Origin of the sequence: Streptococcus parasanguinis (genome assembly GCF_031582885.1) — a bacterium.
Classification (GTDB): domain Bacteria; phylum Bacillota; class Bacilli; order Lactobacillales; family Streptococcaceae; genus Streptococcus; species Streptococcus parasanguinis_M.
Genome location: NZ_CP133988.1, coordinates 2,028,621 through 2,052,396, shown reverse-complemented (window position 1 = coordinate 2,052,396; position 23,776 = coordinate 2,028,621). Strand labels below are relative to the sequence as shown.

Genomic DNA, 23,776 nt, shown 5'->3' with positions numbered 1-23,776 from the left:
TCGATAGGTTGATGAAACCTACCGAAGTTTTTTTAATATAGAGAATTATTCAAATTCGTAAAGGGTAGTAGAAAGGTAACGTTCTCCATTATCTGGTGCAAGAGCAAGAACTTTTTTACCGCTTCCCAATTCTTTTGCGACTTCAATAGCAGCATAGATAGCAGCTGCGCTTGAGATACCGACTAAGAATCCTTCAGCACCACCAATAGCGCGTGCAAGTTCGAAAGCTTCTTCTGAAGATACGCGACGAACACCATCATATGCATTAGTGTCTAAAGTATTTGGGATAAAACCAGCTGAAATCCCTTGAATTTTATGTGGTCCAGGTTTTTCGCCAGAAAGGACTGCAGATTCATTGGCCTCAACGGCATAGACTTTGACAGCAGGATTATTCTTTTTCAAAGTATGAGAAATACCAGAAACAGTACCACCAGTACCAACACCTGCGACAAAAGCATCTAAACCATCTTTTCCAAAGGCATCAACGATTTCTTGTCCTGTTGTTCTTTCATGTACCTCTGGGTTAGCAGGGTTTTCAAATTGAAGAGGAAGGAAGCCATTTCTTTCTGCAGCGATTGCTTCAGCTTTAGCGATAGCGCCTTTCATTCCTTCACTTCCAGGAGTCAAAACGAGTTCAGCTCCATAGGCTTGGATGATTTTACGACGTTCCACACTCATGGTTTCAGGCATGACAATCACAACTTTGTAGCCTTTAGCTGCGCCGACCCATGACAAGCCAATCCCTGTGTTCCCACTAGTTGCTTCGACAATGGTATCACCTGGTTTGATCAAGCCATCCGCTTCAGCTTTTTCAATCATGCTCAAAGCAATCCGGTCTTTGACAGATGATCCAGGATTGAAGGCTTCGAGTTTGACATAGACATCTGCAGCTCCTTCAGGAACAAGACGATTCAATTTGACAATCGGAGTGTTCCCAATCAATTCTGTAATATTTTCATAAATAGCCATAATATACCTCAGTTCTAGGTTTTCTTGATACTAACAAGTATAGTCTCTTGCGAGAAGAATGTAAAATATAGAAATTTTATGGGTGTGATAAAAAAAAACTATCGTTGCCGATAGTATTGTTAATTATTTTTCTACAGAGAGCAGGGGTACTTCAACCTCACGAATTCCTTGGTCCTCAATAATGACTTTGCCATTGTAAAATTCGACTAAAGCCGCTGTGATAGAGTTTGTGTTTTCTTTATCCACAAAAATCGTTGTCATCACCTGATCTGTGAACATCGGATCTTGTTCTGCCAATTGATGGTCTTTTAAGAAATTAGCAAATTCTTGGTATTGGGAATAAGAAAGTGTGATCCCAAGAACCACTTGCTCTTTGATTTCTACCAGTCCAATCTCTCGAACTGCTTGTGCCACACTTCCAGCATAAGCACGAATCAGACCGCCAGCACCTAATTTAACACCTCCGAAATAGCGGGTAACCACGACACAACTATTAGTGATGCGATGATTCTCCAAAACTCCTAACATCGGTACCCCAGCTGTTCCACTAGGCTCTCCATCGTCACTGGTTCGTTTGATATCACTTTGTTCTCCAATGATGAAAGCAGAGCAGTTATGTGTAGCCTTATAGTGTTCCTTTTTGATGGCATTGATAAAATCTCTAGCTTCCTCTTCAGAGGAGACTCGCTTGACATGACAAATGAATTTTGATTTTTTGATTTCTTCTTGAACAGTGCCGTTCTCTTTAAATGTAATATATTCCATATTCTTATTTTACAAAAAAAGAATGATTTTCTCCAACTTTTGCGAATTAATAAGTATGAAGATAGAAGATTCTTATGGAAGACTCTTAACGGAGAGTCAAATGACAAATGATCTGAAAGAAATTGCCCAAGAACTTCCAGCTATGGAAAAACAGAATGGAAGGTACCAATGTTTTCGATGTGGCAGTTTGATTGATCAAAAACTTTGGAAGTTGAGTGAGGAGGTGCTGTATTGTAGAGCCTGTATCCAATTGGGAAGGATCCGGAGTGATCAAAAACTTTATGCTATTGCACAGAAGGACTTTGAAGGACAGGAGGTGTTAAACTGGAAGGGAACCTTGACTTCCTATCAACAAGAGGTATCTGAAGGACTTATCCAAGCAGTTAAAGCAGGAAAACATGCCTTGGTACATGCTGTGACAGGAGCTGGAAAAACAGAAATGATGTATCAGGTTGTAGCAACAGCGATCAAGGCAGGAAAAGCAGTCTGTATTGCTACCCCAAGAATCGATGTCTGTATAGAATTGTACGGAAGAATGAAGGAAGATTTTTCCTGCCCCATCTCTTTGCTTCATGGAGAATCGGAACCCTATTTTAGAACACCCTTGGTGATCGCTACAACCCACCAATTGCTAAAGTTTTATCAGGCCTTTGATCTCCTTATTATAGATGAAGTAGATGCTTTTCCCTATGTAGACAATCCAATCCTATATAAAGCAGCTCAGAATGCAATAAAAAAAGAGGGGAATACCCTATATTTAACAGCAACCTCTACAGATGAGTTAGATAAAAAGGTCAAGAAAAAAGAAATCATTCGTTATAGCCTTCCAAGAAGATTTCATGGGAACCCACTAGTGGTCCCTGAAATAAAATGGGTGCCGAAAATTAGAGAAAAAATAGAAAAAGGAAGAATCCCTTACCAACTATTGCAACTGATCAAGAAACAAATACAAACTCACTACCCATTGTTAATCTTTGTATCTGAAATAGAATTAGGACAACAATTTACCGAGAACTTAAAAAAATACTTTCCCAAAGAAACAGTAGGTTTTGTATCCTCACAGACAACAGACCGTCTACGAATGGTAGAAGAGTTTAGAAACAGAGCCATAACCATGCTAGTCTCTACAACAATTTTAGAAAGAGGAGTGACTTTTCCGTTTGTAGATGTCTTTGTTTTAGAAAGTAATCACAAATTATTTACTAAAAGTGCTCTCGTACAAATTTCAGGAAGGGTCGGTCGAAGTAAAGAAAGACCAACAGGTAAACTACTTTTTCTATCAGATGGCATAACACGAGAAATGAAGAAAGCGATCAAAGAAATAAAGGAAATGAATCAGGAGGCTGGATTTTGAAAGAATGTTTGCTTTGTACTAAAGAGTTGAAAACTGGTGAACATTTCACAGACCTTATTTTTATGAATCAACAAGAAGAATGGATTTGTAAAGAATGCAAAGAAGACTTCGAACAAATTGGCGAAATCCATTGTCCTAGATGTTATAAAGATAAGGAGGAGAAAGTATGTAAAGATTGCAAATACTGGATACAAAAGGGGAATATGGTCGAACATGAAGCATTATATAGATATAATACAGCAATGAAGGACTATTTCAAGCGATATAAATTTGAAGGCGATCGTTTATTAGGAATGGTATTTGCAAGTGACCTCAAAAAAGCCTTGAAAAAGTATAAAAGCTATACGATAATACCGACTCCAATCAGCCATGAAAAAAGGCAGGAAAGAGGATTCAATCAAGTATCGACTATACTAGATTTTGCAGAGATAAAGTACAGCAGTGTCTTCCAAAAAGAAGACACTTTAGCCCAATCAAAAAAAACAAGAGAAGAAAGATTAAAAACCTCTCAGCACTTTCAATTAAAAGGAGAAATTTCAGGAAAGCAGAAATATCTAATCTTCGATGATATCTACACAACGGGCAAAACAATCGAATTAATGAAGCGCCTACTAATTGAAAAAGGTGTGAAAGAAATAAAGACATTTTCAATCGCAAGGTAAAAAAAGATTTGCAAAAACTTTATGAAAGCGTTATAATATACATATAAATAAAAACATAATGTTTAGAAAGTAGGTACTAATATGATTAAATATAGTATCCGTGGTGAAAACCTAGAAGTAACAGAAGCCATTCGCGACTATGTCGTTTCTAAACTCGAAAAGATTGAAAAATATTTTCAGGCAGATCAAGAGCTAGACGCTCGAGTAAACTTAAAAGTTTACCGTGAAAAGACCGCAAAAGTAGAAGTGACCATTCCGCTTGGATCTATCACACTTCGTGCAGAAGATGTCTCTCAAGATATGTACGGTTCAATTGATCTGGTTGTGGATAAAATTGAACGTCAAATTCGTAAGAATAAAACAAAAATCGAAAAGAAAAATCGTATTAAATCTGGTGCAGGTAAATTGTTTACCGATGCAGTTGTAGAAGAAGCAGCAACCACAGAAAAAGTTGTTCGCTCAAAAACAATTGATCTAGAACCAATGGATTTAGATGAAGCAATCCTTCAAATGGATCTATTAGCACATGACTTCTTCATTTATCGTGATGCAGAAGACAATACAACAAATGTGATCTACCGTAGAGAAGATGGAGACATCGGTCTATTGGAAGTAAAAGAATAAAGATCAAAAAGAGATTGAAAACATCAATTAAATTATAGAGGAATCAGGAGCATTTATGCTCCTGATTTTTTATATAAACCAAAAAAGTAAAAAAACTTTCAAAAAAAATAAAAAAATTTGAGAAAAAGTATTGACAGTAAGAGAAGGTCATGATATACTAATATAGTTGTCGCGCGAGAGCGACAAAGACCTTTGAAAACTGAACAAGACGAACCAATGTGCAGGGCGCTATAACGAAAGTTGTAGTAACTGAACAATAAAAAAACAATAAATCTGTCAGTGACAGAATGAGTTTAAGACAAACAATTATTTTAATGAGAGTTTGATCCTGGCTCAGGATGAACGCTGGCGGCGTGCCTAATACATGCAAGTAGAACGCTGAAGCTTGGTGCTTGCACCGAGCGGATGAGTTGCGAACGGGTGAGTAACGCGTAGGTAACCTGCCTCTTAGCGGGGGATAACTATTGGAAACGATAGCTAATACCGCATAAAAGTCGATATCGCATGATATTGATTTGAAAGGTGCAAATGCATCACTAAGAGATGGACCTGCGTTGTATTAGCTAGTTGGTGAGGTAACGGCTCACCAAGGCGACGATACATAGCCGACCTGAGAGGGTGATCGGCCACACTGGGACTGAGACACGGCCCAGACTCCTACGGGAGGCAGCAGTAGGGAATCTTCGGCAATGGGGGCAACCCTGACCGAGCAACGCCGCGTGAGTGAAGAAGGTTTTCGGATCGTAAAGCTCTGTTGTAAGAGAAGAACGAGTGTGAGAGTGGAAAGTTCACACTGTGACGGTAACTTACCAGAAAGGGACGGCTAACTACGTGCCAGCAGCCGCGGTAATACGTAGGTCCCGAGCGTTATCCGGATTTATTGGGCGTAAAGCGAGCGCAGGCGGTTAGATAAGTCTGAAGTTAAAGGCTGTGGCTTAACCATAGTACGCTTTGGAAACTGTTTAACTTGAGTGCAGAAGGGGAGAGTGGAATTCCATGTGTAGCGGTGAAATGCGTAGATATATGGAGGAACACCGGTGGCGAAAGCGGCTCTCTGGTCTGTAACTGACGCTGAGGCTCGAAAGCGTGGGGAGCAAACAGGATTAGATACCCTGGTAGTCCACGCCGTAAACGATGAGTGCTAGGTGTTGGGTCCTTTCCGGGACTCAGTGCCGCAGCTAACGCATTAAGCACTCCGCCTGGGGAGTACGACCGCAAGGTTGAAACTCAAAGGAATTGACGGGGGCCCGCACAAGCGGTGGAGCATGTGGTTTAATTCGAAGCAACGCGAAGAACCTTACCAGGTCTTGACATCCCTCTGACCGCTCTAGAGATAGAGTTTTCCTTCGGGACAGAGGTGACAGGTGGTGCATGGTTGTCGTCAGCTCGTGTCGTGAGATGTTGGGTTAAGTCCCGCAACGAGCGCAACCCCTATTGTTAGTTGCCATCATTGAGTTGGGCACTCTAGCGAGACTGCCGGTAATAAACCGGAGGAAGGTGGGGATGACGTCAAATCATCATGCCCCTTATGACCTGGGCTACACACGTGCTACAATGGCTGGTACAACGAGTCGCGAGTCGGTGACGGCAAGCTAATCTCTTAAAGCCAGTCTCAGTTCGGATTGTAGGCTGCAACTCGCCTACATGAAGTCGGAATCGCTAGTAATCGCGGATCAGCACGTCGCGGTGAATACGTTCCCGGGCCTTGTACACACCGCCCGTCACACCACGAGAGTTTGTAACACCCGAAGTCGGTGAGGTAACCGTAAGGAGCCAGCCGCCTAAGGTGGGATAGATGATTGGGGTGAAGTCGTAACAAGGTAGCCGTATCGGAAGGTGCGGCTGGATCACCTCCTTTCTAAGGAAATGGAAACCTGTACGTTGGTCTTGTTTAGTTTTGAGAGGTCTTGTGGGGCCTTAGCTCAGCTGGGAGAGCGCCTGCTTTGCACGCAGGAGGTCAGCGGTTCGATCCCGCTAGGCTCCATTAACACTGTAAGGGTGTTAAGATTGAACATTGAAAATTGAATATCTATATCAAATAGTAACAAGAAAATAAACCGAAACGCTGTAAATATTTAAAGAGTTTAGGTCGCAAGACCAAAAATAAGGTTAAGTTAATAAGGGCGCACGGTGGATGCCTTGGCACTAGAAGCCGAAGAAGGACGTGACAAACGACGAAATGCTTTGGGGAGCTGTAAGTAAGCGACGATCCAGAGATGTCCGAATGGGGGAACCCACTAGCTAATGGCTAGTACTCCTATCTGTTAAGGATAGGTAGAGGAAGACGCAGTGAACTGAAACATCTAAGTAGCTGCAGGAAGAGAAAGCAAAAGCGATTGCCTGAGTAGCGGCGAGCGAAACGGCAGGAGGGCAAACCGAAGAGTTTACTCTTCGGGGTTGTAGGACTGCAATATGGACTTAAAGATTATAGAAGAATGACATGGGAAGGTCAGCCAAAGAGAGTAAGAGCCTCGTATTCGAAATAGTCTTTATACCTAGCAGTATCCTGAGTACGGCGGGACACGAGAAATCCCGTCGGAATCTGGGAGGACCATCTCCCAACCCTAAATACTCTCTAGTGACCGATAGTGAACCAGTACCGTGAGGGAAAGGTGAAAAGCACCCCGGGAGGGGAGTGAAATAGAACCTGAAACCGTGTGCCTACAACAAGTTCGAGCCCGTTAATGGGTGAGAGCGTGCCTTTTGTAGAATGAACCGGCGAGTTACGATATGATGCGAGGTTAAGTTGAAGAGACGGAGCCGTAGGGAAACCGAGTCTGAATAGGGCGCATTAGTATTATGTCGTAGACCCGAAACCATGTGACCTACCCATGAGCAGGTTGAAGGTGAGGTAAAACTCACTGGAGGACCGAACCAGGGCACGTTGAAAAGTGCTTGGATGACTTGTGGGTAGCGGAGAAATTCCAAACGAACTTGGAGATAGCTGGTTCTCTCCGAAATAGCTTTAGGGCTAGCGTCGACATTAAGATTCTTGGAGGTAGAGCACTGTTTGGGTGAGGGGTCCATCCCGGATTACCAATCTCAGATAAACTCCGAATGCCAATGAATTATGGTCGGCAGTCAGACTGCGAGTGCTAAGATCCGTAGTCGAAAGGGAAACAGCCCAGACCACCAGCTAAGGTCCCAAAATAATTGTTAAGTGGAAAAGGATGTGGGGTTGCACAGACAACTAGGATGTTAGCTTAGAAGCAGCTATTCATTCAAAGAGTGCGTAATAGCTCACTAGTCGAGTGACCCTGCGCCGAAAATGTACCGGGGCTAAAACAATTTACCGAAGCTGTGGATACCTTTATAGGTATGGTAGGAGAGCGTTCTATGTGTGGAGAAGGTGTACCGTGAGGAGTGCTGGAACGCATAGAAGTGAGAATGCCGGTATGAGTAGCGAAAGACAGGTGAGAATCCTGTCCACCGTAAGACTAAGGTTTCCAGGGGAAGGCTCGTCCGCCCTGGGTTAGTCGGGACCTAAGGAGAGACCGAAAGGTGTATCCGATGGACAACAGGTTGATATTCCTGTACTAGAGTATGTAGTGAAGGAGGGACGCAGTAGGCTAACTAAAGCGTGCGACTGGAAGTGCACGTCTAAGCAGTGAGGTGTGAATTGAGTTAAATGCTTAATTCTATAACATTGAGCTGTGATGGGGAGCGAAGTTTAGTAGCGAAGTTAGTGACGTCACACTGCCAAGAAAAGCTTCTAGCGTTAATCATACTCTACCCGTACCGCAAACCGACACAGGTAGTCGAGGCGAGTAGCCTCAGGTGAGCGAGAGAACTCTCGTTAAGGAACTCGGCAAAATGACCCCGTAACTTCGGGAGAAGGGGTGCTGGCTTTCAGTCAGCCGCAGTGAATAGGCCCAAGCAACTGTTTATCAAAAACACAGCTCTCTGCTAAATCGTAAGATGATGTATAGGGGGTGACGCCTGCCCGGTGCTGGAAGGTTAAGAGGAGTGCTTAGCGGTAACGCGAAGGTATGAATTGAAGCCCCAGTAAACGGCGGCCGTAACTATAACGGTCCTAAGGTAGCGAAATTCCTTGTCGGGTAAGTTCCGACCCGCACGAAAGGCGTAATGATTTGGGCACTGTCTCAACGAGAGACTCGGTGAAATTTTAGTACCTGTGAAGATGCAGGTTACCCGCGACAGGACGGAAAGACCCCATGGAGCTTTACTGCAGTTTGATATTGAGTGTCTGTGCCACATGTACAGGATAGGTAGGAGCCATAGAGATCGGGACGCCAGTTTCGATGGAGGCGTTGTTGGGATACTACCCTTGTGTTATGGCCACTCTAACCCGGTAGGTTCATCATCTACGGAGACAGTGTCTGACGGGCAGTTTGACTGGGGCGGTCGCCTCCTAAAAGGTAACGGAGGCGCCCAAAGGTTCCCTCAGAATGGTTGGAAATCATTCGCAGAGTGTAAAGGTATAAGGGAGCTTGACTGCGAGAGCTACAACTCGAGCAGGGACGAAAGTCGGGCTTAGTGATCCGGTGGTTCCGTATGGAAGGGCCATCGCTCAACGGATAAAAGCTACCCTGGGGATAACAGGCTTATCTCCCCCAAGAGTTCACATCGACGGGGAGGTTTGGCACCTCGATGTCGGCTCGTCGCATCCTGGGGCTGTAGTCGGTCCCAAGGGTTGGGCTGTTCGCCCATTAAAGCGGCACGCGAGCTGGGTTCAGAACGTCGTGAGACAGTTCGGTCCCTATCCGTCGCGGGCGTAGGAAATTTGAGAGGATCTGCTCCTAGTACGAGAGGACCAGAGTGGACTTACCGCTGGTGTACCAGTTGTCTCGCCAGAGGCATCGCTGGGTAGCTATGTAGGGAAGGGATAAACGCTGAAAGCATCTAAGTGTGAAACCCACCTCAAGATGAGATTTCCCATGATTTTATATCAGTAAGAGCCCTGAGAGAAGATCAGGTAGATAGGTTAGGAGTGGAAGTTGTGTGAGCAATGGAGCGGACTAATACTAATAGCTCGAGGACTTATCCAAAGAGTCAAAAGATATTGACAACGTAAGGTTAACTTGTTAGAATATAGATGTTCAATTTTGAATGTTTAATCATTCAGAGTTAAGTGACGATAGCCTAGGAGATACACCTGTACCCATGCCGAACACAGCAGTTAAGCCCTAGAACGCCGGAAGTAGTTGGGGGTTGCCCCCTGTGAGATAAGGTAGTCGCTTAGCAAGAGATTGAGCCTAGTAGATACTAGGCTCATTTGGGAGTTTAGCTCAGCTGGGAGAGCATCTGCCTTACAAGCAGAGGGTCAGCGGTTCGATCCCGTTAACTCCCATAGGTCCCGTAGTGTAGCGGTTATCACGTCGCCCTGTCACGGCGAAGATCGCGGGTTCGATTCCCGTCGGGACCGTTAAGATAATGAAAATTATTTTAAGACTCGTTAGCTCAGTTGGTAGAGCAATTGACTTTTAATCAATGGGTCACTGGTTCGAGCCCAGTACGGGTCATATTTTGCGGGTTTGGCGGAATTGGCAGACGCACCAGATTTAGGATCTGGCGCTTTACGGCGTGGGGGTTCAAGTCCCTTAACCCGCATAAGAGAATAATAATGAGCCGGCTTAGCTCAGTTGGTAGAGCATCTGATTTGTAATCAGAGGGTCGCGTGTTCAAGTCATGTAGCCGGCATTTTTTTATATAAAGAAAGCAATGCGAACGTAGTTCAGTGGTAGAACACCACCTTGCCAAGGTGGGGGTCGCGGGTTCGAATCCCGTCGTTCGCTTGAGGAGGCCGGGGTGGCGGAACTGGCAGACGCACAGGACTTAAAATCCTGCGATTGGTAACGATCGTACCGGTTCGATTCCGGTCCTCGGCATAGACAAAGGTTGAAAGAAGCACCCTTAGCTCAACTGGATAGAGTACCTGACTACGAATCAGGCGGTTAGAGGTTCGACTCCTCTAGGGTGCATGGTCGCAAGGCTATGTAATAATTGAATAAGAACGAGCACCCTTAGCTCAACTGGATAGAGTACCTGACTACGAATCAGGCGGTTAGAGGTTCGACTCCTCTAGGGTGCATAAAGCGGTAGCTTTAGATCGGGAAGTAGCTCAGCTTGGTAGAGTACTTGGTTTGGGACCAAGGTGTCGCAGGTTCGAATCCTGTCTTCCCGATAGTGTATCGAAAAAGTCTAATGGTTGTCATTAGACTTTTTTTGTAGTTTTTTTTATTAATTTATAAGAAAAAAGAGCTTTCGCTCTTTCCAACTTTATTTATTTCGCAGTTCAACATAACGGTTATACCAAATTTTGATATATTCCTCAGAAAAAGGACCTTTGTTTTGGTTTATCCAATCTACTAGAACCTTAACATTTTCCTTTAAAATAAAGTCGATGTCATCTGAATAGTGCATTTTTTCTTTATGCTGCTCGTATTCTTCAACATCTAACAATTTTTTTTCACCATTGGTAAAGACCTTGACATCGAGATCATAGTCGATATATTTTAAGGCTTCTTGGTCAATGTGAAAAGGACTTGCTAGGTTACAGTAGTAAGACACACCATTGTCACGGATCATGGCGATGATGTTAAACCAATATTTTTTATGGAAATAAACGATCGCTGGTTCACGTGTGATCCAACGTCTACCATCACTTTCAGTCACAAGTGTATGATCATTTACTCCAATAATTGCATTTTCGGTTATCTTTAATACCATGGTGTCACGCCATGTTCGGTGTAAACTGCCATCATGTTTATAACTTTGAATTGTAATAAAGTCGCCTTCTTTAGGTAGTTTCATAACTTACCAACTTTCTACAATCTAAGTATATCCTCTATATTGTAACATATTTTTTAAAATTTTTTCTTATTTTTCTATGATATTTTCAATTTGAACACTGGAGAATGAATTATTCATCTAAGAAGTCTCTGATAGCTGATGTTATGTCAGTATAATCGTAGCCTTTTCTGGCTAGTGCCTGAGTCAAGCGTTGTTTGAGGTCATAGCCTTCATATTTTTTACTGTATTTACGGTATTGTTTTTCTAACTCTTTTAGAATGAGCTCATGTGTTGTTTCTTCATCTGTTTCGAGTTCGAGATTTTGTAAAGCTATTTGAGCTTGGTTGTACGCAAAGCCTTTTGAAATGAGTGCTTGGATAATCTTAGTTTCAATGGCTTTTAACGGATATTTTCCTTGGTATTTTTTTAGGAGTTTTATTGCGGTACGGTCGATCACTTCTGAGAAATCATAGTCTACAAGTATTTCTTGTAGGAGAGATTTTGGGATCCCTTTTTGTTGAATTTTTTGTTGTAATAAGGCAGGTCCTTTATCGCCACTGAGAAGGTTGGCTTCTATCAGGTTTCTTGCATATTGACGATCATCTAACCACTTGTCTTCTTTTAGGTGTTGGACCACTTTATCAATAATGCTACTATCAATTTCATATTTTGTTAGGTAGTCTCGGACTTCTTTTGTTGTCCGAGCTTTAAAAGAAAGATGGTAAAGGGCCAGGTTTTTACCATAGGAGTATTGAGCAAACTCTTGGATTTCTTTTAATTCTTCTTCACTGATTTCTTTATCTTTGGAAAGGAAATATTTGACGATGGTGTCTTCTGTAATATAAAGTTTTTGATCATTGTCTAATTCCAGGAGGTAGAGTCTTTTTTTCTTTTCTAGTTTTGTAATTTTCATGTTTTTATTATACCGAAAAATGTGTTAAGATAGGGATATGAACGTTAAAGTAAAACAAAAAATTCCTTTGAAAATTAAACGAATGGGAATTAACGGTGAAGGGATTGGCTTTTATAAAAAAACACTTGTCTTTGTGCCAGGTGCTTTAAAGGGAGAAGATATCTTCTGCCAAATTACAAGTGTCAAGAAAAATTTTGCGGAAGCCAAACTCCTATCTGTGAATAAGGCGTCTAAGTTTCGTGTGACGCCCATGTGTGATATCTATGAGACCTGTGGGGGCTGTCAAATCATGCATTTGAAGTATGATAAGCAGCTGGAGTTTAAGACAGATTTATTGCAACAGGCCTTAAAGAAGTTCTCACCTGAAGGATTTGAACAGTATGATATTCGGCCGACAATTGGAATGCAGGAACCTCTTTACTATCGGGCAAAATTGCAATTTCAAACAAGGAAATTCAAGGACCAGGTGAAGGCGGGACTCTATGCTCAAAATTCACATTATTTGGTGGAATTAAAAGATTGTTTGGTTCAAGATCCAGTTATTCAAGCTATCGCCAACGATCTAGCGGATTTATTGACCTATTATCAGATTCCGATTGCTGATGAGCGTAAAGAACTGGGTGTCAGAACCATGATGGTTCGACGGGCTCGGAAGTCTGGGCAGGTTCAGATCATTGTGGTTACTAGTCGTCAGATTAATGTAAACAATTTGGTGCAAGACTTGGTCACGAAACACCCAGAGATTGTCACAGTTGCTGTTAACAAAAATACGTCTCGATCCAGTGAAATTTATGGGGAACAAACGCAGATTATTTGGGGAGAAGATGCCATTTTGGAAGGTGTTTTGGATTATGAATTCTCCCTGTCTCCTCGAGCCTTTTACCAGTTGAATCCGGAACAAACTGAAGTATTGTATAGTGAGGCGGTTAAGGCTCTAGATGTTTCTTCAGAGGATCACTTGATAGATGCTTATTGTGGGGTTGGAACGATTGGGTTTGCTTTTGCTAATAGAGTGAAAAGTGTTCGGGGGATGGATATTATTCCTGAAGCGATTGAAGATGCCAAATACAACGCTAAACGGATGGGATTTGAGAATACCCACTATGAGGCTGGTACAGCAGAAGAGATCATTCCTCGCTGGTACCAAGAAGGCTATCGGGCTAATGCTGTGATCGTGGATCCACCTCGTACGGGCTTGGGGACAAAATTAATCGAGACCTTGTTGCACTATGCGCCTGAAAAGATGGTCTATGTCTCTTGTAATGTCTCTACTTTGGCACGGGATCTAGTGGCTTTGACAAAGGTTTATCAGGTTGAATACATTCAATCAGTAGATATGTTTCCCCATACCGCAAGGACGGAAGCAGTTGTGAAATTAGTGAAGAAGTGAAAGTAGAAGAATGGATATTTGGGAAAAACTTTATCATGAGGCGAAAGCTCTCTATGCGCCTCAAGAGGTTTCAGATTTTGTCTATGCTCGACATGTGGTTGCTGCTGTTGAGGCTGCAGATGGTCAGATTTTTACGGGCTTTTGTATGGAAGGAACCTGTGGTGTCTTTCATTTATGTGCCGAACGAGCGGCACTCTTCAACATGTATCAACAATCAGGACAGACCAAGGTCAAGCGCATTATTGCTTTTCGAGACAAGCCTCCTTATGGAGAAGGCTCAGGGATGCCTTGTGGGGCCTGTCGTGAATTTCTCCTTGAGCTAGATGCAGAGAATCGTCATCTAGAGTTTATGGTGGATTATGAAAGTCGTAAGACCATTACTTTAGGAGAGCTGATGCCTCTTTGGTGGGGAGAAGAACGGGCTCGTCAGAGAGAGAATAAAGGGAATGAGTAGAGGAAATAAATAAATGGACAATGTTATTGATGTATCGATTCCAGTTGCTCAAGTCATTGATCAACATCCGGAAGTATTGGATTTGTTGGTGGAGTTGGGCTTTAAACCCTTAGCCAATCCGATCATGCGCAATACAGTTGGGCGCAAGGTTTCTTTGAAACAAGGATCAAAATTAGAAGGTACGCCTATGGAGAAGATTGTGCGAACGCTAGAGGCTAATGGCTATGAAGTAGTGGGGCTAGACTAATGAGTGATGAACGAATTCATGTCTTAAGAGATATCTTATTAGAGCTTCATCATGGAGCTTCCCCTGAGTCGGTTCAAGAACGGTTTGATGCGACCTTTGCAGGGGTGTCTGCGATTGAGATCTCTCTTATGGAGCATGAACTGATGAACTCCGATGCAGGTGTTACTTTTGAAGATGTGATGGAGCTTTGTGATGTCCATGCCAATCTCTTTAAGAATGCGGTTCAAGGGGTCGAAGTAGCAGATACCGACCACCCTGGTCATCCTGTTCAAATCTTTAAACAGGAGAACTTAGCTCTTCGTGCAGCTATGATGCGGGTCCGCCGCTTGCTAGACAATTATGAGACGACGGAGGATCCTGAGATGATTCAGGAGATTCATAAGGGCTTGTTACGTCAGCTGGGCTTGGTGGGTCAATTTGACCGGCATTACCGTCGTAAGGAAGAGTTGATGTTTCCGATTATGGAAAAATATGGGCATGATTCCCCGCCAAAAGTGATGTGGGGAGTGGATGACCAGATTCGGGAACTCTTTGCGAAAGTTTCAGATGCGGCCAAGAAATTACCGGAATCTAGTATTTCTGAAGTCAATGAGCTCTTTGAAGCCTTTGCGCAAGAGTTTGAGGGCATGATCTTCAAGGAAGAGTCGATCCTCTTGATGATTTTGCTGGAGTCCTTTACCCAGGATGACTGGCTCTCTATTGCAGAAGAAAGTGATGCTTATGGTTATGCCATTATTCTCCCAAGTGAGAAATGGGTGCCGAAACGTGTGGACTTCAAGGAAGAAGGAGCAAGAGAGTCAGAGAGTTCAACTGAACCGCTTCCTTCTTCAAAAGGAGATGAGCACCGTCAGGTCATTGAGACTCCTGAGGGACAATTGACGATTACCTTCACGCCTAAGAAAAAAGAAGAGAGCTTCGATCGCAAGCAGCCACAAGCTTTTGGCCATGGCTTTCTATCTGTGGAGCAAGCGAATTTAATCTTGAATCATTTGCCGATGGAGATCACCTTTGTCAATAAGGATGATATTTTCCAATATTACAATGATGCTGCACCTTTTGAAGAAATGATTTTTAAGAGGACGCCATCACAGGTAGGACGCAATGTTGAGCTGTGTCACCCTCCGAAATACTTGGAGAAGGTCAAAGCGATTATGCAAGGGCTTCGTGAAGGGAAAAAAGACAAGTATGAAATGTGGTTCAAATCAGAATCGCGTGGGAAATTTGTCCATGTCACCTATGCAGCCGTGCGTGATGAAGCTGGAGAGTTTCAAGGGGTCTTGGAATATGTTCAGGACATTCAACCTTATCGAGAGATCGATACGGATTTTTATAGAGGAATGGAGTAAAGATGAGTTACGAAACAGAGTTTATGAAGGAGTTTGAGGAGTGGATCAAGACCCAAGTCATGATCAATGAAATGGCTCTCGAAGAAAGTAAGAAGGTTTTTGATGAAGACCAGGATGAGCGAGCTAAAATAGCCATGATTCGCTATGAAAGCCGTTTGGACGCTTATCAGTTCTTGCAAAGGAAGTTTGAAAATTTCCATGCTGGAAAAGGATTTCATGATTTACCAGATGGCCTCTTTGGTGAAAGAAAATATTAAATGGCCTTATTGAAGGCGTTTTACTAGCTAGATTTACCTGAAAATTAAGCAATGACTTGATTTTTTAGGGGATTGTGATACAATAAAAAAGTTGAAATGACATCAACGGATTTTTGAATGGAATGATAGTGATGAAACCTTGTTGCCTTAGGAATTGATCACTGAATTTAGGAGGAAAAATGGCAAAGAAGAACGTAAACCGTGCGAAACAATACAAGCATCAAAATAGACATCTTTTGAAAAAAGCTGTCGCAACTGTAACTGCAGCTGTGAAAGAAGCACCTAAAAAGGTTGAGAAAGCTACAAAAGCAGTGGCGAAAGAAGTGAAACAAGCGGCTTCTTCAGTGGAAGAATTTGCTGCAAGTTTGGAATGTGTGGCACTTGATCGTGCGCAAACATTCTATGATGAAGGTATTCGCTCTGTTGCGGACTTCGCAAACTGGACAGAAAAAGAGTTGTTGGCCCTTAAAGGAATCGGCCCAGCTACAATCAAGAAATTGAAAGAACTAGGCGTTAAATTTAAATAATCGCTTTTGTGATTTCTTGCTATTTCCAGGAAAACTTGCTAAAATGAACTTATTAGAGGTGTTTTGAGTCCCACATTTTACAGAAAGTGGCGGTGCTGAGAAGTCCACAAATGTGTCAAAACTGGTTGCTAATGGATGAAAATGAAATAAAATTGTCTTTTTATTTTAAAGACGAGAGATGCGGGCATCTGCCCGAAATTGGGTGGTACCGCGGATCAACACATTCGTCCCTGTCAGATTGATGGCAGGGGCGATTCTTTTGTAGAAAGCGAGGGAGAAGGATGACAAGAGCAGCACTACCAGAGCGAATCGCAACCGAGCGTCTAGTCTTACGAGTTCGTACCGTGGCGGATGCTGAGGATATTCATGCTTACGCGAGTCTTCCAGAAGTCGCCTATCCAGCTGGTTTTCCACCCGTCCAGACCTTGGAAGATGAGATTTATTATCTGGAACATATCCTTCCTGAGCGTAATGAAAAGGACGATCTTCCAGCAGGCTATGGAATCGTGGTCAAAGGGACCGATACCATCATCGGCTCTGTTGACTTCAACCATCGCCACGAAGACGATGTTTTGGAGATTGGCTATACCTTGCACCCAGACTATTGGGGGCGAGTCTATGTGCCTGAAGCGGCACATGCCTTGATTGATCTGGCTTTTAAAGAATTGGGACTTCATAAGATAGAATTGTCTTGCTTTAGTTACAATGTCCAAAGTCAACGAGTCGCTGAGAAACTTGGTTTCACTCTTGAAGCTCGCATAAGAGACCGCAAAGATGCCCAAGGCAACCGCTGTGATGATTTGAGATATGGCTTGCTGAGGAGTGAATGGGAAGCTAGAAGTTGCTAGTTGAACTATTTGGAATTTACGAATAGTTAATATTTACCAATTTAATTTGGAAATGTAATTTTTGAAGGGAGAGTATAAAATAATCAAGGCAGGCAAAAAGAATGTAATTGATTTTTTAAACGATATTGGAATTAAACCGTTATTGTCCCTAATACTACTTGTGATAATAGTTGCAGTAGATAAGACTTCATTAATGAAGAGTATAAAACTGTTTAGCTTAAATATTTATTCTTGGGTGTTCGTAATAATATTATTATATTACCTTGTTTGTTATAGACCAAGGGATAAAAGAATAAATGATTTAGCTAAAAGTAGTATTTATAAACAATATGTTTCTTTTTTCAGAGAAATATTTTTCTCAATTAGTTTAATCATGTTTAGTTCGATTTTACTAAGTCTATTTTTTGATACTAAAACAAGTAGTGAAATTATTAGCATAATTACAACGTTAGGGTTATTACGTTTGATGATTTCTATAACGATGATTCTTACCGAACTAAGCTTTATATCACTAATGTTATTATTTGTTACAATTTATGTGAGTTTATTTATAATCGGGATTTTTGATATTAAATGGTGGGCGTTAGCTACAAGTCTTTTGGTATTGTGGAATTATATAAACTCTAGAGAGTTTCTAATATTCTTGAATAAGGGGGATACAAAGATAAATATTCCTGCTAAGTTGGAATATAGATGGCAAGTAAATAAAATAATTTCTTATATCGTCACTTTTATCATATATTTTTCACTTCTTCTTTCTAGTGTTTTAATTGAAAAATCTAACTCAACGTTTTTTGAAAGAGGAACGATGAGATTCTATACATTTTTTGGTACAGCTGTTGTAATTATTTTATTATATGTCTTTTCTAAATCTTACTTTTCAAGAAATAATTCTCTAAGCCATAATTTTATAGGAAAATTATTTATCAAAATTGGAGATTTCCTCTGTCTATATAAACTTGACAATTTTGTTGATTTATATAATGAGACTTTAACTAAACATCAAAAAAAGGAAACTAGAAGATTAGTATATAAAAAAATTAAAAAAAGAAATTAAGGAGAACACACATGTCTAAAGAACTTTCACCTAAATACAATCCAGCCGAGGTTGAGGCTGGTCGTTACCAAAAATGGCTTGATGAGGATGTTTTCAAGCCTTCAGGCGATAAAAAGGCTAAGCCTTATTCTATCGTTATTCCACCACCAAACGTAACTGGGAAACTCCACCTTGGTCACGCTTGGGATACTACTTTGCAAGATATCATCATCCGTCAAAAACGCATGCAAGGTTTTGACACCCTTTGGCTTCCTGGTATGGACCACGCAGGGATTGCGACTCAAGCTAAGGTTGAGGAGCGCTTGCGTGGTGAGGGCATCAGCCGTTATGACCTTGGCCGTGAGAAATTCCTTGACAAAGTTTGGGAATGGAAAGACGAATATGCCACTACCATCAAGGAACAATGGGGCAAGATGGGCCTCTCTGTAGACTACTCTCGCGAGCGTTTCACGCTTGACGAAGGCTTGTCTAAAGCGGTTCGCAAGGTCTTTGTGGACCTTTACAAGAAAGGCTGGATCTACCGTGGTGAATTTATCATCAACTGGGACCCAGCAGCTCGCACAGCCCTTTCTGATATCGAGGTGATCCATAAGGACGTGGAAGGTGCCTTCTACCACATGAACTACATGCTAGAAGATGGCTCACGCGCCCTTGAAGTGGCGACCACTCGTCCTGAGACTATGTTTGGGGACGTTGCCGTTGCGGTCAATCCCGAAGACCCACGCTACAAGGACCTGATTGGTAAAAACGTCATCCTTCCAATCGCTAATAAACTCATCCCAATCGTAGGGGACAAACACGCAGACCCTGAGTTTGGTACTGGTGTGGTGAAGATCACTCCTGCCCACGACCCTAATGACTTCTTGGTTGGTCAACGTCATAACTTGCCACAAGTCAACGTTATGAACGATGATGGTACCATGAATGAATTGGCGGGTGAATTCAATGGCATGGACCGCTTTGAAGCTCGTAAGGCTGTTATCAAGAAGTTAGAAGAAATTGGTGCCCTTGTTAAGATTGAGAAGATGACCCATTCAGTTGGTCACTCAGAGCGTACAGGGGTTATGGTTGAGCCACGTTTGTCTACACAATGGTTTGTGAAGATGGATCAATTGGCGAAAAATGCCATTGCCAACCAAGACACAGATGATAAGGTTGAATTTTACCCACCTCGTTTCAACGATACCTTCCTTCAATGGATGGAAAATGTCCACGACTGGGTGATCTCTCGTCAGCTCTGGTGGGGTCACCAAATCCCAGCTTGGTACAATGCTGAGGGTGAAATGTACGTTGGCGAAGAAGCGCCAGAAGGTGACGGATGGAAACAAGACGAAGATGTCTTGGATACTTGGTTTAGTTCAGCCCTTTGGCCATTCTCAACTATGGGCTGGCCTGATGTCGACTCAGAAGACTTCAAACGTTACTTCCCAACTTCAACCTTGGTAACAGGTTACGACATCATCTTCTTCTGGGTGTCTCGTATGATTTTCCAATCATTGGAATTCACTGGTCGTCAGCCATTCCAAAATGTCCTTATCCACGGTCTTATCCGTGACGAGCAAGGACGTAAGATGTCTAAGTCACTCGGTAACGGGATTGACCCAATGGATGTTATCGAGAAATACGGTGCCGATGCCCTTCGTTGGTTCCTTTCAAACGGTTCTGCACCAGGGCAAGACGTACGTTTCTCTTATGAGAAAATGGATGCGTCTTGGAACTTCATTAACAAGATTTGGAACATCTCTCGTTACATCCTCATGAACAATGAAGGTTTGACCCTGGATGTGGCGCGTGAAAATGTGGCTAAAGTGGCTGCTGGTCAAGCAGGTAACGTGACAGACCGCTGGATTCTCCATAACCTTAACGAAACGATTGGAAAAGTCACTGAAAACTTTGATAAGTTTGAATTCGGTGTGGCTGGTCACATCCTCTACAACTTCATCTGGGATGAGTTTGCAGACTGGTATGTTGAGTTGACTAAGGAAGTGCTTTATAGCGACAATGAGGAAGAAAAAGTTATCACTCGATCTGTTCTTCTTTACACCTTGGATCAAATTTTGCGACTCCTTCACCCAATCATGCCATTCGTAACCGAAGAAATCTATGGTCAAATCTCTGAAGGAACGATCGTGACTGCGGAATACCCAGTGGTTCGTCCAGAGTTTGAAAACGAAGAAGCAGCAGCCGGCGTTGAAGCTCTTAAAGATGTGATTCGCTCTGTTCGTAACTCACGTGCAGAAGTGAACGTAGCGCCAAGCAAACCAATCACTATTTTGATCAAGACAAGCGACAGCGACTTGGAAGCCTTCTTTAATAGCAATGTCAACTATATCAAACGTTTCACAAATCCAGAACACTTGGAAATTGCAGCAGATGTCGAAGTACCTGACTTGGTTATGTCAAGCATCATCACAGGTGCAGAAATCTACTTGCCACTGGCTGACCTTCTCAATGTTGAAGAAGAATTGGCCCGTCTTGAAAAAGAATTGGCCAAATGGCAAAAAGAACTGGATATGGTTGGTAAGAAACTCTCTAACGAACGCTTCGTAGCCAATGCCAAACCAGAAGTCGTCCAAAAAGAACGCGACAAACAAGCCGACTACCAAGCGAAGTACGATGCGACCGTCGCACGTATTGATGAGATGAAGAAACTCGTGAAATAAACACAGAAACACGGCGGTATGCCGTGTTTTTTTGGTATAATGAAACTATTAAATAACGGTAGAAAAGAGACGATCTATGCCAGAAGGCGTAACTTTATTTCAAGACACTCTTATTAAATCATTAAAATATGGTTTTGTGGATAATGTACAGTATCAAGAGGGAGGATATTCACCGCAGATTTTGATCAATGATCATGAAATGAAGCGGTATGTTTTGACGGATTTGCAAGAGGAGTTGAGTAAGTGCAAGGCTTTCTACATATCAGTGGCCTTTATTACACAGTCTGGAATTGCCTTAATTAAGTCGCAATTGTCTGATCTGATGGATAAAGGAATAAAAGGTAAAATTCTTATATCTCCTTATCTCGATTTCAATGATCCAATTGCAATGCAAGAATTACTCAAGTTAGAGAATGTAGAAGTCCGTTTGACTCCCGAGAGTTTGCAGATGCATGCCAAGTTTTATCTCTTTGAGCATGAGGGAAGGCAGGTATTGATTTCGGGAAGTTCGAATCTGACCCATAATGCTCTCAAAATAAATTATGAGTGGAATATTAAATTGACATCTACTCATAATGGCGAGCTTATTCGAGCTACTAAAGCTGAATTTGACAAGATTTGGGAGAAGTCGGATCTTTTGACATATGACAAGATTGCTTCTTATGCGCGAAAACGTCAGAATGTCATTCGAGTGGATCAGATTCGCGAAGAGAAGACGGCTCAGTATCAGAGTGAAACAATTAGTCCTAATGAAATGCAAAAGGATGCTTTAAAAGGATTACAAGCAATTCGTGATTCTGGGAAAAAGAAGGCTTTGGTCATCAGTGCCACTGGGACAGGAAAAACCTTTCTATCAGCTTTTGATGTCCAACAGTTTAAGCCAGAAAGAATGCTTTTTATTGTTCATCGAGAGCAGATTCTTCAGAAGTCATTAACGGATTTTCAAAAGGTCTTGCAGTTTTCTGATGAAGAAGGTCTTATTTATCACTCTGGGGCTGATTTGACGGGCAAAAAATATGTGTTTGCTACTATCCAAACCCTTTCACGTGAACAGCATTTAGGCCTATTTTCAAGAGATTATTTTGACTATATTCTGATTGACGAGGTTCATAAAGCTGGTGCAAATTCTTATAAAAAAGTGATGGCGTATTTTCAACCAGAATTCTTTTTGGGGATGACGGCTACTCCAGAGCGGACAGATGGTCAGAATATTTATGAATTGTTTGACTACAATATTGCTTATGAGATTCGTCTACAAAATGCCCTTGACAATGATATGCTTTGCCCATTCATTTATTTTGGGGTAAAGGATATCGAAATCGAAGGACAGTTAATCAATGAGAAAACTACGATTGCGAACTTAACTTCCGAAGAGCGCGTGAAGCATATTATTAAGAAGATTGATTTTTATGGAGTTAGTGGAGAGAAAGTGAAGGGCTTGATGTTCTGTTCTTCTAAGCAAGAAGCCCATGACTTAGCATCCAAACTGAATCAAAAGGGGAAACATTGTCGAGCCTTAACAGGTGAAGATAACATGGAGACCCGGAATGAAGTCGTTGCCCAACTAGAAAAGGGAGAGCTTGACTACATTTTAACAGTAGATATCTTTAACGAAGGGATTGATATTCCATCGGTCAATCAGGTTGTGATGTTGCGGAATACTCAATCTAGCATTGTTTTCGTACAACAGTTAGGTCGAGGACTACGGAAGCATGAGAGTAAAGAATATGTTACCATTATCGACTTTATTGGAAACTATAAGAATAACTATTTAATTCCTATTGCTTTGTTTGGTGATAAATCGATGAATAAAGATAATTATCGTCGAGAGCTTCGAGAACCAAACATTCTAAAAGGATTGACGACCATCAATTTTGAAGAAGTAGCTAAGGAACAAATCTTTAAGTCCATCACTAATACTAATTTATCTAATAAAGTTTTGTTGAAAGAAGCTTATATGGAGACGAAGAACCGGCTAGGTTGTATTCCAAAATTAAGTGATTTTTGGAAATTAGATACTTTGGATCCATACATCTTTTTTGATAGCTTTAATCATTATGGAGAAGTTATCGATTCTTTTGACAAGGATGATTCATTTGTTAAAATTTCTGAGCTAAATGGATTTCTAACTTTTCTTTGTAAAGAGTTATCAAATGGAAAGAGGAAAGCAGATCTTTATCTTTTAAAATTCTTTCTGGAAAAAGAAAAGATTTCGCGTTCGGATTTTGAAAAATTCCTAAAAGAAGAGAATTTAGGAGCTTCTAATGAGTTGTTGAAGTCTATTGAGAATTTCTTGACCTATAGCTTTTTTGTTAAAAGAGATCAGGAAAAGTATGGTGTATCAGCTTTGGCTATCAAGAATAATATTTATCAACTTTCACCATATTTTGCTCAATTTCTGACAAAGGAGTATAAAGATTTTATATTAGATATCATTCAGACGGGTCTTTATCGTTCTGAAAAGTATCCACAGAATCCGTTGACAATCGGGGAAAAGTATTCTCGTAAAGACGCTGTGAGACTACTCAACTGGGATAAGGATGAGAGCTCGACTGTTTATGGTTATAAGGTTAAACATGGAACTTGTCCGATTTTTGTCACTTATCACAAAGAGGATGATATTACTGAAACAACTCAGTATCAAGATGGTTTTTTATCAAATAAAGTCTTTCACTGGTATTCTAGGAGCAACAGGAGTTTCAAGTCAAAAGAAGTAGCCGAGATTATGCAGTCTAATGATACTGGATTGAGCCTTCACCTGTTTATAAAAAAAGAGGATGGTGAAGGAAGTGATTTCTATTATCTTGGACCAGTCTGTTATATTGAGGATAGTGCTCTTGAAACTATAATGCCAGATGGCAAAACGCCTGTAGTGACCATGAATTTTGAACTGATCAATGAAGTTCCTACAACACTTTATGATTATTTAACAAAAAAATAAGAGGTA

The 23,776-nt window shown here is 41.7% G+C and carries 17 protein-coding genes, 11 tRNA genes and 3 rRNA genes; 27 read left to right on the top strand and 4 right to left on the bottom strand.

What is annotated here, in order from left to right; all coding sequences use genetic code 11:
- Window positions 1–45: 45 nt before the first annotated feature.
- Window positions 46–969 carry a cysteine synthase A gene (cysK, locus tag RDV49_RS09975; RefSeq protein WP_003004014.1) on the bottom strand — a complete coding sequence of 308 codons (924 nt, stop codon included), beginning with the start codon at window positions 967–969 and terminating at the stop codon, window positions 46–48.
- A gap of 123 nt (window positions 970–1,092) precedes the next feature.
- Window positions 1,093–1,734, bottom strand: coding sequence for a YigZ family protein (locus tag RDV49_RS09970; protein WP_003010310.1), 642 nt, complete (start codon window positions 1,732–1,734; stop codon window positions 1,093–1,095).
- A gap of 55 nt (window positions 1,735–1,789) precedes the next feature.
- On the opposite strand from RDV49_RS09970, the gene RDV49_RS09965 reads away from it, so the two are divergent.
- The 17 genes from RDV49_RS09965 to RDV49_RS09885 all read left to right on the top strand — a co-directional run bounded on the left by RDV49_RS09965 (window position 1,790) and on the right by RDV49_RS09885 (window position 10,519).
- Entirely contained in the window at window positions 1,790–3,088 is a 1,299-nt protein-coding gene (locus tag RDV49_RS09965) for an ATP-dependent helicase ComFA (RefSeq protein WP_003010307.1), read from the top strand.
- Window positions 3,085–3,750 carry a ComF family protein gene (locus RDV49_RS09960; RefSeq protein WP_003010303.1) on the top strand — a complete coding sequence of 222 codons (666 nt, stop codon included), beginning with the start codon at window positions 3,085–3,087 and terminating at the stop codon, window positions 3,748–3,750. Before RDV49_RS09965 ends, RDV49_RS09960 begins: the two co-directional genes overlap by 4 nt.
- 81 nt (window positions 3,751–3,831) lie before the next feature.
- Window positions 3,832–4,374, top strand: coding sequence for a ribosome hibernation-promoting factor, HPF/YfiA family (gene hpf / locus RDV49_RS09955; protein ID WP_003010301.1), 543 nt, complete (start codon window positions 3,832–3,834; stop codon window positions 4,372–4,374).
- A 310-nt stretch (window positions 4,375–4,684) separates the two neighbouring features.
- Window positions 4,685–6,232 (top strand): 16S ribosomal RNA (locus RDV49_RS09950).
- A 53-nt stretch (window positions 6,233–6,285) separates the two neighbouring features.
- Window positions 6,286–6,358 (top strand) — tRNA-Ala (locus RDV49_RS09945).
- Between the two features lie 123 nt (window positions 6,359–6,481).
- Window positions 6,482–9,383: ribosomal RNA gene (locus RDV49_RS09940) — 23S ribosomal RNA — on the top strand.
- 79 nt (window positions 9,384–9,462) lie between these two features.
- Window positions 9,463–9,578, top strand: a 5S ribosomal RNA gene (rrf, locus tag RDV49_RS09935).
- Together the 16S, 23S and 5S rRNA genes with 11 tRNA genes alongside form the textbook arrangement of a ribosomal RNA operon.
- Window positions 9,579–9,612: 34 nt before the next feature.
- Window positions 9,613–9,685, top strand: a tRNA-Val gene (locus tag RDV49_RS09930).
- Between the two features lie 2 nt (window positions 9,686–9,687).
- Window positions 9,688–9,760, top strand: a tRNA-Asp gene (locus RDV49_RS09925).
- 24 nt (window positions 9,761–9,784) lie between these two features.
- A tRNA-Lys gene (locus tag RDV49_RS09920) sits at window positions 9,785–9,857 on the top strand.
- 6 nt (window positions 9,858–9,863) lie between these two features.
- Window positions 9,864–9,945 (top strand) — tRNA-Leu (locus RDV49_RS09915).
- 17 nt (window positions 9,946–9,962) lie between these two features.
- Window positions 9,963–10,035, top strand: a tRNA-Thr gene (locus RDV49_RS09910).
- A gap of 23 nt (window positions 10,036–10,058) precedes the next feature.
- A tRNA-Gly gene (locus RDV49_RS09905) sits at window positions 10,059–10,130 on the top strand.
- A gap of 7 nt (window positions 10,131–10,137) precedes the next feature.
- Window positions 10,138–10,223: transfer RNA gene (locus RDV49_RS09900), tRNA-Leu, on the top strand.
- Window positions 10,224–10,242: 19 nt separating this feature from the next.
- A tRNA-Arg gene (locus RDV49_RS09895) sits at window positions 10,243–10,316 on the top strand.
- Between the two features lie 36 nt (window positions 10,317–10,352).
- Window positions 10,353–10,426: transfer RNA gene (locus RDV49_RS09890), tRNA-Arg, on the top strand.
- A gap of 19 nt (window positions 10,427–10,445) precedes the next feature.
- Window positions 10,446–10,519: transfer RNA gene (locus RDV49_RS09885), tRNA-Pro, on the top strand.
- 95 nt (window positions 10,520–10,614) lie between these two features.
- Here the strand turns inward: RDV49_RS09885 and ntdP are convergent.
- Both ntdP and recX read right to left on the bottom strand, forming a co-directional pair.
- Window positions 10,615–11,148 carry a nucleoside tri-diphosphate phosphatase gene (gene ntdP / locus RDV49_RS09880; RefSeq protein WP_003005798.1) on the bottom strand — a complete coding sequence of 178 codons (534 nt, stop codon included), beginning with the start codon at window positions 11,146–11,148 and terminating at the stop codon, window positions 10,615–10,617.
- A 109-nt stretch (window positions 11,149–11,257) separates the two neighbouring features.
- Window positions 11,258–12,040 carry a recombination regulator RecX gene (gene recX / locus RDV49_RS09875; RefSeq protein WP_049498316.1) on the bottom strand — a complete coding sequence of 261 codons (783 nt, stop codon included), beginning with the start codon at window positions 12,038–12,040 and terminating at the stop codon, window positions 11,258–11,260.
- A 37-nt stretch (window positions 12,041–12,077) separates the two neighbouring features.
- Here recX and rlmD point away from each other — a divergent pair, with 37 nt between their 5' ends.
- The 10 genes from rlmD to RDV49_RS09825 all read left to right on the top strand — a co-directional run bounded on the left by rlmD (window position 12,078) and on the right by RDV49_RS09825 (window position 23,770).
- Window positions 12,078–13,430, top strand: coding sequence for a 23S rRNA (uracil(1939)-C(5))-methyltransferase RlmD (gene rlmD / locus RDV49_RS09870; protein ID WP_003005804.1), 1,353 nt, complete (start codon window positions 12,078–12,080; stop codon window positions 13,428–13,430).
- A gap of 10 nt (window positions 13,431–13,440) precedes the next feature.
- The gene (locus RDV49_RS09865; protein WP_003005807.1) at window positions 13,441–13,884 is read left to right on the top strand and encodes a cytidine deaminase family protein; all 444 of its coding nucleotides are present in this window, start codon (window positions 13,441–13,443) and stop codon (window positions 13,882–13,884) included.
- A 13-nt stretch (window positions 13,885–13,897) separates the two neighbouring features.
- Window positions 13,898–14,131, top strand: coding sequence for a DUF1858 domain-containing protein (locus tag RDV49_RS09860; protein ID WP_003005810.1), 234 nt, complete (start codon window positions 13,898–13,900; stop codon window positions 14,129–14,131).
- A complete protein-coding gene (locus RDV49_RS09855) occupies window positions 14,131–15,477 on the top strand; it encodes a DUF438 domain-containing protein (RefSeq protein WP_003005813.1) in 1,347 nt (448 codons plus the stop codon). The genes RDV49_RS09860 and RDV49_RS09855 overlap by 1 nt, the downstream gene beginning before the upstream one ends.
- Window positions 15,478–15,479: 2 nt before the next feature.
- Entirely contained in the window at window positions 15,480–15,734 is a 255-nt protein-coding gene (locus tag RDV49_RS09850) for a DUF1912 family protein (protein WP_003005817.1), read from the top strand.
- A 179-nt stretch (window positions 15,735–15,913) separates the two neighbouring features.
- A complete protein-coding gene (locus RDV49_RS09845; RefSeq protein ID WP_003005820.1) occupies window positions 15,914–16,261 on the top strand; it encodes a helix-hairpin-helix domain-containing protein in 348 nt (115 codons plus the stop codon).
- Window positions 16,262–16,542: 281 nt separating this feature from the next.
- Window positions 16,543–17,109, top strand: a complete 567-nt coding sequence (locus RDV49_RS09840) for a GNAT family N-acetyltransferase (protein ID WP_003005822.1) — start codon at window positions 16,543–16,545, stop codon at window positions 17,107–17,109.
- Window positions 17,110–17,170: 61 nt separating this feature from the next.
- On the top strand, window positions 17,171–18,166 hold the full coding sequence (locus tag RDV49_RS09835; RefSeq protein ID WP_310744355.1) for a lantibiotic ABC transporter permease: 996 nt from the start codon (window positions 17,171–17,173) through the stop codon (window positions 18,164–18,166).
- Between the two features lie 11 nt (window positions 18,167–18,177).
- Window positions 18,178–20,829, top strand: a complete 2,652-nt coding sequence (locus RDV49_RS09830; RefSeq protein WP_037607776.1) for a valine--tRNA ligase — start codon at window positions 18,178–18,180, stop codon at window positions 20,827–20,829.
- Window positions 20,830–20,905: 76 nt separating this feature from the next.
- Complete coding sequence (locus tag RDV49_RS09825; protein WP_118228465.1) at window positions 20,906–23,770, top strand: DEAD/DEAH box helicase; 2,865 nt, start codon at window positions 20,906–20,908, stop codon at window positions 23,768–23,770.
- Window positions 23,771–23,776: the final 6 nt, after the last annotated feature.

Excerpts from the sequence above, each read along its gene's own strand:
- cysK (WP_003004014.1), bottom strand. The coding sequence starts at position 969 with ATGGCTATTTATGAAAATATTACAGAATTGATTGGGAACACTCCGATT.
- RDV49_RS09970 (WP_003010310.1), bottom strand. The coding sequence starts at position 1,734 with ATGGAATATATTACATTTAAAGAGAACGGCACTGTTCAAGAAGAAATC.
- RDV49_RS09965 (WP_003010307.1), top strand. The coding sequence starts at position 1,790 with ATGAAGATAGAAGATTCTTATGGAAGACTCTTAACGGAGAGTCAAATG.
- hpf (WP_003010301.1), top strand. The coding sequence starts at position 3,832 with ATGATTAAATATAGTATCCGTGGTGAAAACCTAGAAGTAACAGAAGCC.
- ntdP (WP_003005798.1), bottom strand. The coding sequence starts at position 11,148 with ATGAAACTACCTAAAGAAGGCGACTTTATTACAATTCAAAGTTATAAA.
- recX (WP_049498316.1), bottom strand. The coding sequence starts at position 12,040 with ATGAAAATTACAAAACTAGAAAAGAAAAAAAGACTCTACCTCCTGGAA.
- rlmD (WP_003005804.1), top strand. The coding sequence starts at position 12,078 with ATGAACGTTAAAGTAAAACAAAAAATTCCTTTGAAAATTAAACGAATG.
- RDV49_RS09865 (WP_003005807.1), top strand. The coding sequence starts at position 13,441 with ATGGATATTTGGGAAAAACTTTATCATGAGGCGAAAGCTCTCTATGCG.
- RDV49_RS09860 (WP_003005810.1), top strand. The coding sequence starts at position 13,898 with ATGGACAATGTTATTGATGTATCGATTCCAGTTGCTCAAGTCATTGAT.
- RDV49_RS09855 (WP_003005813.1), top strand. The coding sequence starts at position 14,131 with ATGAGTGATGAACGAATTCATGTCTTAAGAGATATCTTATTAGAGCTT.
- RDV49_RS09850 (WP_003005817.1), top strand. The coding sequence starts at position 15,480 with ATGAGTTACGAAACAGAGTTTATGAAGGAGTTTGAGGAGTGGATCAAG.
- RDV49_RS09845 (WP_003005820.1), top strand. The coding sequence starts at position 15,914 with ATGGCAAAGAAGAACGTAAACCGTGCGAAACAATACAAGCATCAAAAT.
- RDV49_RS09840 (WP_003005822.1), top strand. The coding sequence starts at position 16,543 with ATGACAAGAGCAGCACTACCAGAGCGAATCGCAACCGAGCGTCTAGTC.
- RDV49_RS09830 (WP_037607776.1), top strand. The coding sequence starts at position 18,178 with ATGTCTAAAGAACTTTCACCTAAATACAATCCAGCCGAGGTTGAGGCT.
- RDV49_RS09825 (WP_118228465.1), top strand. The coding sequence starts at position 20,906 with ATGCCAGAAGGCGTAACTTTATTTCAAGACACTCTTATTAAATCATTA.